General features: G+C 66.3%; 11 protein-coding genes and 2 pseudogenes. 5 read left to right on the top strand and 8 right to left on the bottom strand.

The annotated features are described in order from the left end of the window. From Q4C89_RS04375 to nadE, 6 genes and pseudogenes are all read right to left on the bottom strand, one after another. Positions 1 to 365, bottom strand: a 365-nt coding sequence (locus Q4C89_RS04375) for a PaaI family thioesterase (protein ID WP_303101382.1), incomplete at its 3' end; no start/stop codon positions are given. 27 nt (positions 366 to 392) lie between these two features. Further along, positions 393 to 842, bottom strand: a complete 450-nt coding sequence (locus Q4C89_RS04370; RefSeq protein WP_303101381.1) for a MaoC family dehydratase — start codon at positions 840 to 842, stop codon at positions 393 to 395. 27 nt (positions 843 to 869) lie between these two features. After that, positions 870 to 1,646, bottom strand: coding sequence for an SDR family oxidoreductase (locus Q4C89_RS04365; protein WP_303101380.1), 777 nt, complete (start codon positions 1,644 to 1,646; stop codon positions 870 to 872). A gap of 154 nt (positions 1,647 to 1,800) precedes the next feature. Continuing rightward, positions 1,801 to 2,290 (bottom strand): annotated as a pseudogene (locus Q4C89_RS04360) (DUF99 family protein). Positions 2,291 to 2,380: 90 nt separating this feature from the next. Continuing rightward, positions 2,381 to 2,506, bottom strand: a pseudogene (locus tag Q4C89_RS04355) (DUF99 domain-containing protein); the annotation flags it as partial. Beyond that, entirely contained in the window at positions 2,503 to 3,339 is an 837-nt protein-coding gene (nadE, locus tag Q4C89_RS04350) for an ammonia-dependent NAD(+) synthetase (protein ID WP_303101379.1), read from the bottom strand. The gene nadE and the pseudogene Q4C89_RS04355, both read right to left, overlap by 4 nt. A gap of 145 nt (positions 3,340 to 3,484) precedes the next feature. Here nadE and Q4C89_RS04345 point away from each other — a divergent pair, with 145 nt between their 5' ends. Genes Q4C89_RS04345 through Q4C89_RS04335 form a run of 3 tightly spaced genes read left to right on the top strand, consistent with a single transcriptional unit; the run spans position 3,485 to position 7,201 of the window. Beyond that, positions 3,485 to 4,807 carry an MFS transporter gene (locus tag Q4C89_RS04345; protein ID WP_303101396.1) on the top strand — a complete coding sequence of 441 codons (1,323 nt, stop codon included), beginning with the start codon at positions 3,485 to 3,487 and terminating at the stop codon, positions 4,805 to 4,807. A gap of 20 nt (positions 4,808 to 4,827) precedes the next feature. After that, entirely contained in the window at positions 4,828 to 6,273 is a 1,446-nt protein-coding gene (gene pncB, locus Q4C89_RS04340) for a nicotinate phosphoribosyltransferase (protein WP_303101378.1), read from the top strand. After that, positions 6,266 to 7,201, top strand: coding sequence for an adenylyltransferase/cytidyltransferase family protein (locus Q4C89_RS04335; RefSeq protein WP_303101377.1), 936 nt, complete (start codon positions 6,266 to 6,268; stop codon positions 7,199 to 7,201). The genes pncB and Q4C89_RS04335 overlap by 8 nt, the downstream gene beginning before the upstream one ends. A gap of 21 nt (positions 7,202 to 7,222) precedes the next feature. Here Q4C89_RS04335 and Q4C89_RS04330 read toward each other — a convergent pair whose 3' ends face one another. Continuing rightward, on the bottom strand, positions 7,223 to 8,944 hold the full coding sequence (locus tag Q4C89_RS04330; RefSeq protein WP_303101376.1) for an NAD-dependent malic enzyme: 1,722 nt from the start codon (positions 8,942 to 8,944) through the stop codon (positions 7,223 to 7,225). An 83-nt stretch (positions 8,945 to 9,027) separates the two neighbouring features. After that, positions 9,028 to 10,593: a malate synthase A gene (gene aceB, locus Q4C89_RS04325; protein ID WP_303101375.1), complete on the bottom strand. Its 1,566-nt coding sequence runs from the start codon at positions 10,591 to 10,593 to the stop codon at positions 9,028 to 9,030. A gap of 277 nt (positions 10,594 to 10,870) precedes the next feature. On the opposite strand from aceB, the gene Q4C89_RS04320 reads away from it, so the two are divergent. Together Q4C89_RS04320 and Q4C89_RS04315 are read left to right on the top strand one after the other, a co-directional pair. Further along, complete coding sequence (locus Q4C89_RS04320) at positions 10,871 to 11,068, top strand: hypothetical protein (RefSeq protein WP_303101374.1); 198 nt, start codon at positions 10,871 to 10,873, stop codon at positions 11,066 to 11,068. Between the two features lie 160 nt (positions 11,069 to 11,228). Then, positions 11,229 to 12,002, top strand: a complete 774-nt coding sequence (locus Q4C89_RS04315) for a TerC family protein (protein ID WP_303101373.1) — start codon at positions 11,229 to 11,231, stop codon at positions 12,000 to 12,002. The last annotated feature ends 139 nt before the right edge of the window (positions 12,003 to 12,141 follow it).

Raw genomic sequence — 12,141 nt, 5'->3', positions numbered from 1 at the left:
ACGGCAAAAATGTCGCAGCGGGTCACGGCCTGCCGCTTGCCGCCGCTGATGACGCTGGCGCGCGCCACCAGTTCGCTGCCCGTGGCGGGGCGCAGAAAGTTGATTTTGTATTCGCTGGTCAGCACGTTGGGGCCGATGACAAACGCCCCCATGAAGGTCAAGCCAATGTCGGCCATGGTCGCCAGCAGGCCGCCGTGGGCAAAGCCGTGGTGCTGGCGCAGGTCTTCGCGCAGTGGCACGCGCAGCTCCGCCGACTGGGGCGTAATCTCGGTGAACTGTGCGCCCACCAGCGTGGAAAAGGTCTGGGCAGCGATGATGTTGTTGGCATAGGCCACCAGTTCGGCGGGGGTCGTGGGTAAGGTCATGGGGTTCCTCCCTGAGAAAAGGTCAAATCAGAGATAGGCGCGGAAGACGCCCTCGGCGATGCAGGCGGGCTTGTCGCTGCCCTCCATCTCGATGGTGTTGAGTATGGTGAACTGCACGTAGCCCTCTCCCGGCTCGACGGCTTGCAGCACGGAGTGACTGCGCAGGCGGCTGCCGACAGGAACGGGGGCCGGGAAACGCACCCGGTTCAGGCCGTAATTGAGCAGCACCCGCACGCCGGAGAGCGGCAGCGCACCGCCCAGATTCCTGAATTCGCCCGCCAGCAGCGAGAGGGTCAGGAAACCGTGCGCCACCGTCGTCCCGAACGGCCCCTGCGCGGCTTTGGCTTCGTCCACATGGATGAACTGGTGGTCACCCGTCGCGTCGGCGAAGAGATTGATTCTGTCCTGGGTCACCTCGACCCAGTCCGAGACGGCGACTTCCTGCCCAACCAGTTGCCCGAGTTCGCTCAGTTGCATGTCGCTTCAGCTCCCTTTTGGCTGGACTCAGTTGGACGTGATACCGCCGTCTACGGCGATGTTCTGCCCGGTCATGTAGGCGCTGGCGTCGCTGGCGAGCAGCAGGGCCAGGCCCTTGAGGTCGGACTCGCCACCCAGGCGACCCATCGGCGTGTTCTCCACGATGAGTTCTTCGGCCTTCGCCAGCGTGCCACGCGTCATTTTGGTGGGGAAGTAACCGGGGCAAATCGAGTTGACGGTGATACCGAGCGGGGCCATTTCTGCGGCCAGGGCGCGAGTAAAGTTGACGACTGCACCCTTGGAAGTGTTGTAGGCCATCGTCGGGGCCATGCGGGGGCTGTTGCCGCGCAGGCCCGCCACGCTGGCGACGTTGATGATGCGGCCCTTTCCGGCGGGCAACATGCAGTGCTTGAGAACGCTCTGGGTCAGCAGGAACGTGCCGTTGACGTTGACGTTCATCACCTTCATCCAGGCGTCGAAGGGGTGTTCGACGGTGGGTGCGCCCCAGGTGGCTCCGGCATTGTTGACCAGGATGTCGATTGGGCCGACTTCCTGATGAATACGGGTGACCAGCGGCTCAATCGCCTCGAAATCGCCCAGGTCGTTGGCATAGACGTGCGCCTTGACACCCAGCCCTTCAAGGTGGGCTTTCGCTTCGTCGAGTTCGTTTTGCTTGCGGGCGGTCAGCACCACCACGGCGCCGTACTCACCCAGGGCCTCGGCCATTTGCAGGCCCAACCCACGAGAGCCGCCCGTAATCAGGGCCACCTTACCGCTCAGGTCGAACAGTTCTTTCAGTGCCATCTCGCTTACCTCCGCATTTATTGAGATGCCCATAGCATACGGAAATTTACGCGCACGTCAATTTTGTACGTTCAGGGAAAGATAGGGCGTGGGCGGAGGATGGGGAAAGAGGAAGGCCATTTCCCACGCAGTGACCGAGTTTTTCACCGCCGGATTAGACCCGCTGCCCGGCGCTGCTGCCCCGCATGACGCCCCCGGCGATGAGGTGCGCTGTGCGGAGCGGCTCCGGGATGCGGCTGGTCAGGCAGAAGGTGTCCAGCGCGGCTTCGGCCTAGGCCAATGTCAGGCCCGCCCGCTGCACGTAGACCGCGCCGCAGGGTTCCATCTCGCCCGCCCTCGATGAGTCGCCACTTGCGCGCCCCGCCCGGCACCTGTTCGAGCAGCGCCCGCCGAATGCGCTCCAACCGGGGCGGACGCCGGGCGACCACCAGCACGGGAAGGCCGGTGCGCCCCTGGAGTTCGTGCAAGTCAACCACATTGAAGCCGCCGAGCGCGATGCCTTGCAGGAAAATCAGTTGCAGGTACTCGGCCTGACCGGACACCAGCCGGGCCAGTTCCGCCGTCGAGTTGCGCCCGTCACGTCGCACCTTTCCGCTGATACGGGTCCGAACTCTTCTACGGAGATGTCGGAAAAGCGCCGCCATCTCCTCCGAGCCGTTCAGACCCGTATCTCCTCTTACTCACTCCGTTCGGAAAAATAGTTCGCATACGCCAACTATTTTTCAGAGCGGTATGACCACCGCGTGCAGCGTCGGCCCGGCGTAGACCGCTCCGAACACCCGCACGTCGCCGCGCCAATCGCGGTCAAAGGGCGCGTCGTCAAAGCCGATGACGTGCGAGAGGTGGGACGCTGGGCCTATTCGCGCCACCAGCCCCCAAAAGGAGAAGCAGGCTGGTGGCGCTTGTGGCGGGTGTGCAGGAACATCTTTTCCAGGCGCTCGGCGGCGGCAGTGTCCACTTCACGGCCCTCCAGATAGGCGTCAATCTGGGCGTAGGTCAGGCCCAGCGCGGCCTCGTCGGGCAGGCCGGGGCGGTCATCTTCGAGGTCGGCGGTGGGCACCTTGCGCCAAGTGCTTTCGGGTGCGCCCAGATGTTCCAGCAACTGTGCGCCCTGCCGCTTGGTCAGGCCGGTCAGGGGCGTCAGGTCTACGCCACCGTCGCCGTATTTGGTGTAGAACCCGGTGACGGCTTCGGCGGCGTGGTCGGTGCCCACCACCAGCAGGTTGTCCTGCCCGGCGATGGCGTACTGGGCCACCATCCGCTCACGGGCCTTGATGTTGCCGCGCACGAAGTCGCGCAGTTCGGCGCCCAGTGCGTCGGCGGCGGCGCGGGCCGAGGCGTCTACCGCCTCCTTGATGTTGACGGTCAGCACCCGGTCGGGCCGGATGAACGCCAGTGCCCGCTGAGCGTCGGCTTCGTCGGCCTGGACGCCGTAGGGCAGGCGCACCGCCGTGAAGGTCGCCTCGCGTCCAGCGGCCCGCAGCCGCTCGGCGGCGAGCTGGCACAGCCGCCCGGCCAGCGTGGAATCTTGTCCGCCGCTGATGCCCAGCACGAAGCCTTTTGTCGGCGTCGTTTGTAGGTACTCACAGAGAAACTGCACCCGCCGCTTCACCTCGGCAGCCGGGTCAATGTCAGGCTGGACGTGCAGTTCGTTCAGAATGTGCTGGCGCAGGGGCGAAAGAAGCGCAGTCATGGGGCCAGTATGCCCTGTCCGCGAGTCCCCTCGGCGGGTGAGGTGAGGCTGGGGCCGTTCCCACGCTGCAGGCAGCCGCTAAACTACCCGCGTGACCACATCACTCCCCGGAGGACAGGCGGATTCCCTCACCAGCCCGGCGCCGCTGACCGTAGACCGCGTGCTGGACGGCCTGGGCCTGGGCCGCTTTCAGTGGAAGCTGCTGGCGATTTGTGGCCTGACCTGGGCCGCCGACGCGATGGAAGTGCTGCTGATGGGCTTCGCGCTGCCCGGCATCAGCGCGGCGTTCGAGTTGCCCAAGGGCTCACCCGCCGCGACGGGCCTGCTGACCGCCACCTTCGCGGGGATGCTGCTGGGCGCATGGTTCTGGGGGTTTCTGGCCGACCGACTGGGGCGGCGCACCGTTTTCCTGACGACGGTGGCGCTCGGGGTGGTGTTCGGGCTGGCGGGGGCCTTCGCGCCGACGCTGACGTGGCTGGTGGTCGCCCGCTTCCTGACGGGGTTTGCCATCGGCGGCACGCTCCCGGTGGACTATTCGATGATGGCGGAGTTCGTCCCGACGGCTTGGCGCGGGCGCTTTCTGGTGTACCTCGAAAGTTTCTGGGCGGTGGGCACGGTGGCGGTGGCGGCGCTGGCGTGGTGGGTCAGCCTCAATTTCGACCCCGCCGAGGGCTGGCGCTGGCTACTGGGCCTCGCGGCGCTGCCGGGGCTGGTCGGTTTGCTGGCGCGGCTGGGGATTCCCGATTCGCCGCGTTCGCTGCTGCTGCGCGGCGACGAAAGCGGAGCGCGGGCGGCGCTGGAACGGGTCGCGCAGGCCAACGGCGGCAGCCTGCCCTCCGCTCCGCTGGCGCATCCCGCGCAGCCGCCGAGAGTCACACCCGCGCAGCTTTTCCAGGGGGTGCTGGCCCGCCGCACGCCGCTGCTGGCGCTGACCTGGTTCGGCCTGAGCCTGGGCTACTACGGCCTCTTTACCTGGCTGCCCAGTTTCCTGCGGGCGCAGGGGATGGACCTCGGCGCGGTCTACCGCACCACGCTGCTGCTGGCGCTGGCGCAGGTGCCGGGGTATCTGCTGGCGGCGTATCTGGTCGAAAAGGTCGGGCGGCGCGTCACGCTGGTCGGTTTTCTGACCCTCGGGGCGGTGGGAGCATACTTGTTTCTGCTGGCCCACGACGCAAACAGTGTGCTGATGACCTCGGCGCTGCTGTCGTTCGCGCTGCTGGGGGCGTGGGGGTCGCTCTACGCCTACACGCCCGAACTGTTTCCCACCAGCCTGCGCACCACGGGCATGGGCTTTGTCAGCGGCGTGGCGCGACTGGCGAGCGTGCTGTCGCCCAGCATCGGGGCCATGCTGCTCACGGGCAATCTGGCGCTGGCCCTCACCGTCTTTGCGGTCTGTTTCGCCCTCGCTGCCGCCGCCGCCTGGGGCATCGGGGTCGAGACGCGGGACAAGGCGCTCAGCGACGTGTAGGACGTTATGCTTTGTTCTCTATGACACAAACGAGCCCCCTCTCTCCCCTGCTGACCGACCTCTACCAGCTCACGATGATGCAGGGGTACTTTTTCAGCGGCCTGCACGAGCAGCAAGCCACCTTCGACCTGTATTTTCGGCGGCTGCCCTTCGAGGGAGGGTACGCGGTCTGGGCCGGGCTGGAAAACGTGCTGGACTGGCTTGAGGGGTTGCAGTTCAGTGCCGCCGACCTCGACTATCTGGCCTCGCTGGGGCAGTTCCGGCCCGAATTTCTGTCGGCATTGCGCGAGTGGCGCTTTTCGTGCGAAGTGACGGCGTTTCTGGAGGGCAGCGTGGTGTTTCCGCACGAGCCGCTGCTGACGGTGCGCGGGCCGCTGTGGGAAGCGCAACTCGTCGAGACGGCGCTGCTGAACATGCTCAATTTTCAGACACTGGTGGCGACCAAGGCGGCCCGCTGCGTGCTGGCGGCGCAGGTCGGCGGCGGCACGGTGCTCGAATTCGGAGCGCGGCGGGCGCAAGGGCCGGACGGCGCGGTGAGTGCGGCGCGGGCGGCCTTCGTGGGCGGCGCCGTCGGCACCAGCAACGTGGAGGCGGGGCGGCGCTTCGGCCTTCCGGTGTCGGGCACGCACGCGCACGCCTGGGTGGAGAGCTTTCCGAGCGAACTCGACGCCTTTCGCGCTTACGCCCAGCTCTATCCCGACTCGACCACGCTGCTGCTCGACACGATTGACACCCTCGAAAGTGGCTTGCCCAATGCCCTGACGGTGGCGGCGGAACTGCGGGCCAAGGGCCACGAGCTGAGCGGTGTGCGGCTCGATTCGGGCGACCTCGCCTACCTCTCGCGGGTCATCCGGGCGCGGCTGGACGCAGCGGGCTTTCCGGGGGTCAAGATCGTGGCGAGCAACGACCTCTCCGAATCGGTCATCGCGGGCGTGATTGCCGAGGGCGGGCGGGTGGACGTGTACGGCGTGGGCACCCAGCTCGCCACGGCAGGTGGCCCTGGCGGGGGGGCGCTGGGCGGCGTCTACAAACTGGCCGAACTGAATGGCAGGCCCCGCATGAAGCTGACGGGCGACCCGGCCAAGTCCAGCTTGCCGGGGGTCAAGGCCGTGTGGCGCGGCGCGGAGACCGGGGAGGGCGGAGACTTCGCCTGGGACGTGCTGACCCTGGGAGAAACGCCCCACCCCGGAATGCGCGTGAGCGACCCGACCAACCCGCTACGCAGCGCCCGCCTGCCCGCTGGCCTGGACTGGCAACCGGCCCGCGAGGTGGTGATGCGGGGAGGCCAGCGCACCCGCCCTGCCGAGAGCCTGAGCGCCCTGCAAGCCCGCGCCCGGCAGCAGCTCGCCCGCCTCGCCCCCGAAACGCGCCGATTGCTCAATCCCCACATCTACCGCGTCAGCCTCGCGCCCGAGGTGGCGCAGCTCCGCGACCAGACCGCCGAAAGTCTGCGCCAGCATGTCTGAACCGCTGTGCGCCGTCTACGTCGGACGGTTTCAGCCGCCGCACGCCGCGCATGTCGGCAGCGTGCTGACCGCGCTGGACGCCGCTTCCCGCGTGCTGGTGCTGCTGGGCAGCGCGAATCTGGCCCGCAGTGTCAAGAACCCGTTGACGCCCGCCGAGCGCGAGACGCTGTTCCGGGCGGCGCTGGCAGAGGCGGGGGCCGACCTGAGCCGGGTGACGTTTCGCCCGCTGCCTGACCGCTTCGACGCCGACCTGTGGGCCGCCGACGTGCGCCGGGTCGCGGCGGAGGTCTATGGCCCGGACGCCCGCCTCGCGCTGGTCGGCTTCGAGAAGGACGCCAGTTCGAGCTATCTGCGCTGGTTTCCCGACTGGGAGCGGCTGCCCGTGCCCCAGACGGTGGGCCTGAACGCCACCGACATTCGCACTGCACTTTTTGAAGGTCGCCCCCTGCCTGCGGGCCTGCCCCAGACCGTCGCGCTGGCCCTGGCCCGCTTTGCCCGCACGCCCACCTGTGCCCGGCTGACCCGTGAGTGGGCCGCACTCCAGGCCGCCCGCGCCGCCCTGCCGCCAGGGGTGACCCTGCACGAGGAACGCTGGCTGCATGTGACCGGGGAGCAAGTCTGGCTCCGGCACCGCCCCGGCCCCATCGGTCAGGGACTCTGGGAGTGGCCGGGGCGGGTGCTGGAGCCTGGGCAGGTGGCCGCGCCGGGTGACGCCACCTTCGACCATCCGGCCCGCGCCCTGGTCGCGCCCACCGTGGCGCAGGTCTTTCTGGGGCCACCACCCGCCAGCCTCGCCAGTGACGCCGTTCCCGTCTCTCTGGAAACCGCGCTTGAACACCCGCGCCTGTTTCATGAGGACGCGGGCGTGATTCTGAATCGGCTGCTGGCGGAAAAGGTCAGCCCAGTCATCGGGCGACGGCTGGGCTGACCCTGGCTTCCGGTTACGTGTTCAAGAGCGGTAGGGCAGGTACTTCGGTGCCCAGAACTTGCGCTCCACGAAGGCCCGCAATTCGTCGTCGCTCATGTGGCGCACGCTGAATTCGGTGGCGACGCCGTCTTTGAGGGCTTGCTTGATGACCGCCACCGCCACCTGAACGCTGGCCTGCGACAGTTCGGCCACCGGGGGATAGGTGCGCTGGGGGTGGTGCTCGGCGGTGTAGGCCGCCAGCGCGTAGGCCGCTTCGGTGACCATTTCGTCGGTGATTTCGCGCACGCGGGCCAGAATCGCGCCGAAGCCGAGGCCGGGGAAAATAAAGGCGTTGTTGCCCTGCCCGATTTCATGGGTCTGCCCGTTATGTTCGACGGGGGCAAAGGGGCTGCCCGTCGCCACAATCGCCGCGCCGTCCGTCCAGCGCAGGATGTCTTCGGGGAGCGCCTCGGAGTGGGCAGTGGGGTTGGAGAGCGGAAAGACCAGCGGGCGCGGCGTGTTGGCGAGTGCGGCCCGGACAATTCCTTCATCGAAGGTGCCGGGCACGCCCGACAGGCCGAGCAGCACTGTCGCCTTCGCCTCCTGCACCACGCTGAGCAGGTCGGTGCCGCGCCAGCCCTCGGTGTGACCTTTGGGCGTCGCCAGCGACTTCTTGTAGTCCTCCATCTGGCGGTCGTCGGTGAGCAGGCCGCGCGAATCGAGAACGAACACCCGGCGGCTGATGTCTTCGGGCGACAGGCCCTCGCGCTTCATGCCCTCGCGGATGGCAGCGGCGACCCCGGCCCCGCCCGCGCCCGCGCCGTGGACGACGACGACCTGCTGGCCCAGCGTTTCCCCCTTCAGGCGGCAGGCGTTGAGCACCCCCGCCAGCACCACCGCGCCCGTGCCTTGAATATCGTCATTGAAGCTCGGCACGACGCGGCGGTAACGGGCCAGTACCTCGAAGGCGGCGTCCTTGGAAAAATCTTCCCACTGGATGATGGCCTTGGGATAGCGCTGGATGGTCGCTTCCACGAAGCGGTCAATGAAGCTGAAATACTCGTCGCCCGTCAGCCGCTCGTGCTTGACCCCGAGGTAATGCGGGTCGCCGCGCAGGTCCTCTCGGCCCGTGCCCACGTCGAGTTCGACGGGCAGGGTCTTGTCGGGGCCGACGCCGCCCGCCACGGTGTAGAGGCTGAGTTTGCCGATGGAAATCGCCATGCCGCCGAAGCCCTGGTCCCCGATGCCCAGAATCGCGCTCGAATCGGTGGCGACGATGATGCGCACGTCGTTGAGCGGCACGTTGGCGAGCGCCCGCTCGGCCCGCTCGATGTTGCGAGTACTGAGGGTCAGGCCGCGAGGGTAGCGGTAGATCTGACTGAATTTCTTGACCGCGTCGCCCACCGTCGGCGTGTAGACGATAGGCAGCATTTCTCCCACGTGGCGCGAGAGCAGCGCGTAAAACAGCACCTCGTTGCGGTCTTGCAGGTTACGCAGGTAGACGTGTTTTTCCAGCGGCGCTTCCCGCTTGGAAAACTCGCGGTAGGCCCGTTCGACCAGCACTTCCAGGCTGTCCACCTGGGGCGCGAGCAGCCCGTCCAGGCCCAGTTCTTCGCGCTCCTGCTCGGAAAAGGCGGTGCCCTTGTTCAGCAGCGGAATCCGGGTGAGGTTAAAGCCGCGCACCAGCGGGCGCAGGTAGCGGTGGCCGTCTTCGCCGCGCTTGACGTCGTAGTGGTCGGTGAGGGGCAAGGTTTTGTGGCTCATGGGGTCTCCTGGTGGGGAAAAGGAAAAGGGCATGGGGTGGAGAACGCACAGGCATCTTCTCCACCCCGGTCACGTCATTTCAGTTAGGCCAGGCGCTCGTAGCCGGGCAGGGTCAGGAACTCGGCGAGGGTGTCGCCCGTCGCGGTCTGCTTGAACAGGTCGGCGGCGTCGGCAAAGTCGGCCCCGAGCTTCTGCACTTCGTCGGCGTAGAGGCCATCGAACAGTTCCTGGTCGAGGGTGCGCCCGTCTTCGAGTTTGACGCCGTGCTTGAGCCACTGCCACAGCTGGGCACGGCTGATTTCGGCGGTGGCGGCGTCTTCCATCAGGTTGTGAATCGGCACGGCCCCACTGCCGCGCAGCCAGGCGGCGAGGTACTGAATGCCCACGTTGATGTTCATGCGCACGCCCGCTTCGGTGGGGGCACCCTCGGGCGGGGTCAGCAGGTCAGCGGGGGTCAGGGTGAAATCCTTTTGCTTGTCCGAGTCGATCTGGTTGGGCGTGGGCATGATGCGGTCGAAGACCTCGGTGGCGAGCCCCACCATGCCGGGGTGGGCGACCCAGGTGCCGTCGTGCCCGTTGTTGGCCTCGCGCTCCTTGTCGATCCGCACCTGCTCGAAGGCGGCGGCGTTCTTGGCCTCGTCGCCCTTGACGGGAATGAACGCGCTCATGCCGCCGATGGCCGGAGCGCCGCGCTTGTGGCAGGTCTGGATGGCGAGCTTGGAGTAGTTCTGCATCATCGGCACGGCCATCGTGACCTTGGCGCGGTCGGGCAGCACGCGGTCGGGGTGATTACGCAGCTTCTTGATGTAGCTGAAGATGTAGTCCCAGCGCCCGCAGTTCAGGCCCGCCGAGTGCTCGCGCAGTTCGTACAGGATTTCGTCCATCTCGAACGCCGCCACGATGGTTTCAATCAGCACCGTGCCGCGAATGCTGCCGCGTGGCACGCCCACGGTGTCTTCGGCGTAGTTGAACACATCGTTCCACAGCCGCGCTTCGAGGTGCGATTCCATCTTGGGCAGGTAGAAGAAGGGGCCAGCGCCGCGTGCGAGCTGCTCCCCCGCGTTATGGAAGAAGAACAGCCCGAAATCGAAGAACGCGCCGTAGACAGTTTCGCCGTCCACCTGCACATGCTTTTCGGGCAGGTGCCACCCACGCGGACGCACGAGCAGGGTGGCGGTCTTGTCGTTCAGTTTGTAGCTTTTGCCGTTTTGCTCCAGGCTGATGGTGCCGCGCACCGCGTCGCGCAGGTTGATCTGGCCCTGGACGCAGTTGTCCCAGGTGGGGCTGCTGGCGTCCTCGAAGTCGGCCATGAACATCCGCGCTCCCGAGTTCAGCGCGTTGATGATCATCTTGCGGTCCACCGGCCCGGTGATTTCCACGCGGCGATCTTTGAGCGCGTCGGGCAGCGGGCTGATTTTCCAGTCCCCGGCGCGAATCTCGGCGGTTTCCGGCAGGAAATCAGGCAGTTCGCCCGCGTCGAGGCGCTGCTGGCGCTCCTCGCGCTTTTTCATCAGTTCGCGGCGGCGCGGCTCGAAACGGCGGTGCAGCTCGGCGACGAATTCCAGCGCTTCGGGCGTCAGAATCTCGGCGTACTCGGGCTTCACGGGCGCGGTGATGGTCAGTCCGGCGGGCAGCTTGAGGTCAGTCATGGTCAGTCTCCTGGCAGGATGAAAGAGGTGTTTTTCATCTGGTGAACTTCTATTTCATTTTAGCGCATTTGTTTTGGCTGCCGCCGGCCTGACGACCCCTCTTTGTCTCTGGTTTAGGGACAACAGCTCTGGGCGAAGTGCTCACGGGCGCGAACTTCCGGCCTTCTCACCAGAATCACCGACCCTGCCTGCAATGTGGGGCCGGGAGGCGACTCCGTCTTTTCCGTTTGTCCCGCTTCCGCCGCCTGCCCGCTTCCCCTGTCCGAGGTCCTCTGTCATGAAATACGTCTTTATCCTGGCGGCGCTGCTCACCGCTTGCGCCCAGAACAATCCGCCCAACTCCGGGGTACGGGGTGACGCCATCGTCATTCCCCAGGCCGTGCCGCAGCGCTCCACCGTGTTGGACAGGGAGCCGGAAGAGGAGGGTGCCCGACCCTTGCCTGACCCGGCCCACCCGAAAATGAACGATCTTTAGCCGAATCGCATAATTCGTGCACAACTTCTCCTGAAGGATGGGTGTACCGCGTTCCCTGGCCCCGGCCCGGTGAGTGCGCTGACCGCCCGTCCTTTTTTTGGCCCCGAGACGACCCCCTGTGTGAGGTCGCCTCCCTTTTATCGCGCCCCACTGGAGACGCATGTTTGAAACCCTTTTTGCCTGGATGAGTCAACCCGAAGCCTGGCTGGCTTTCGGCACCCTGCTGCTGCTCGAAATCGTGCTGGGGGTGGACAACGTCATCTTCATCAGCATTCTGGCGGGCAAGTTGCCGCCCGAGCAGCGTGACCGCGCCCGCACCATCGGTCTGCTGGGCGCCGCCGTGACCCGCCTCATGCTCCTCGCCAGCATCAGCTGGGTGGTCAGCCTCAAAAACGAGCTGTTTACCCTGTTCGGACGCGGCTTTTCCGGCAAAGACCTGATTCTGTTCTTCGGCGGTCTGTTCCTGATTTACAAGGCCACCAAGGAAATGCACGAGCAGCTCGAAGGCCCGCACGCCGAAGGGCACACCAATGCCGTGGGCGTCGGCACCGCCGGATTTGCCGCCATCATCGGTCAGATCATGCTGCTCGACATCGTGTTCAGCCTCGACAGCGTCATCACGGCGGTGGGTATGGTGGACGACATCGGCGTGATGGTGACGGCGGTGGTGGTCACGGTGGCGATTATGCTGTTCGCCGCCAAGCCCATCGGGGAATTCGTGCAGCGTCACCCGACCGTCAAGATGCTGGCGCTTTCCTTCCTGCTGCTGATCGGTGTGAACCTGATTGCCGAAGCCTTCCACTTCAAGATTCCCAAGGGGTACACCTACTTCGCCATGGGCTTTTCCATCGTGGTCGAACTGCTCAACATGCGGGTGCGCGGTCACAAGCCCGTCGCCCTGCACGACACCGGGCGCAATCCCGACGCGCAGTAAAAGCGGTTCACAGGTCTGTCCTCTCCCCCGGCCCCGCGCCGGGGATTTTTTGCACCCGCTCCAGACTGCCCCCCAAAATCGGCCGTTTCGCTATGGCGCGGCGCGGGGTGAGGTAGCTTGTGCCGCGCATGTCCACCAC

Origin of the sequence: Deinococcus sp., assembly GCF_030523985.1 — a bacterium.
In the GTDB taxonomy this organism is placed as follows: Bacteria; Deinococcota; Deinococci; order Deinococcales; family Deinococcaceae; genus Deinococcus.
Note: the sequence above shows the minus strand (reverse complement) of the source record. Positions and strands in the feature narration are given on the sequence as shown.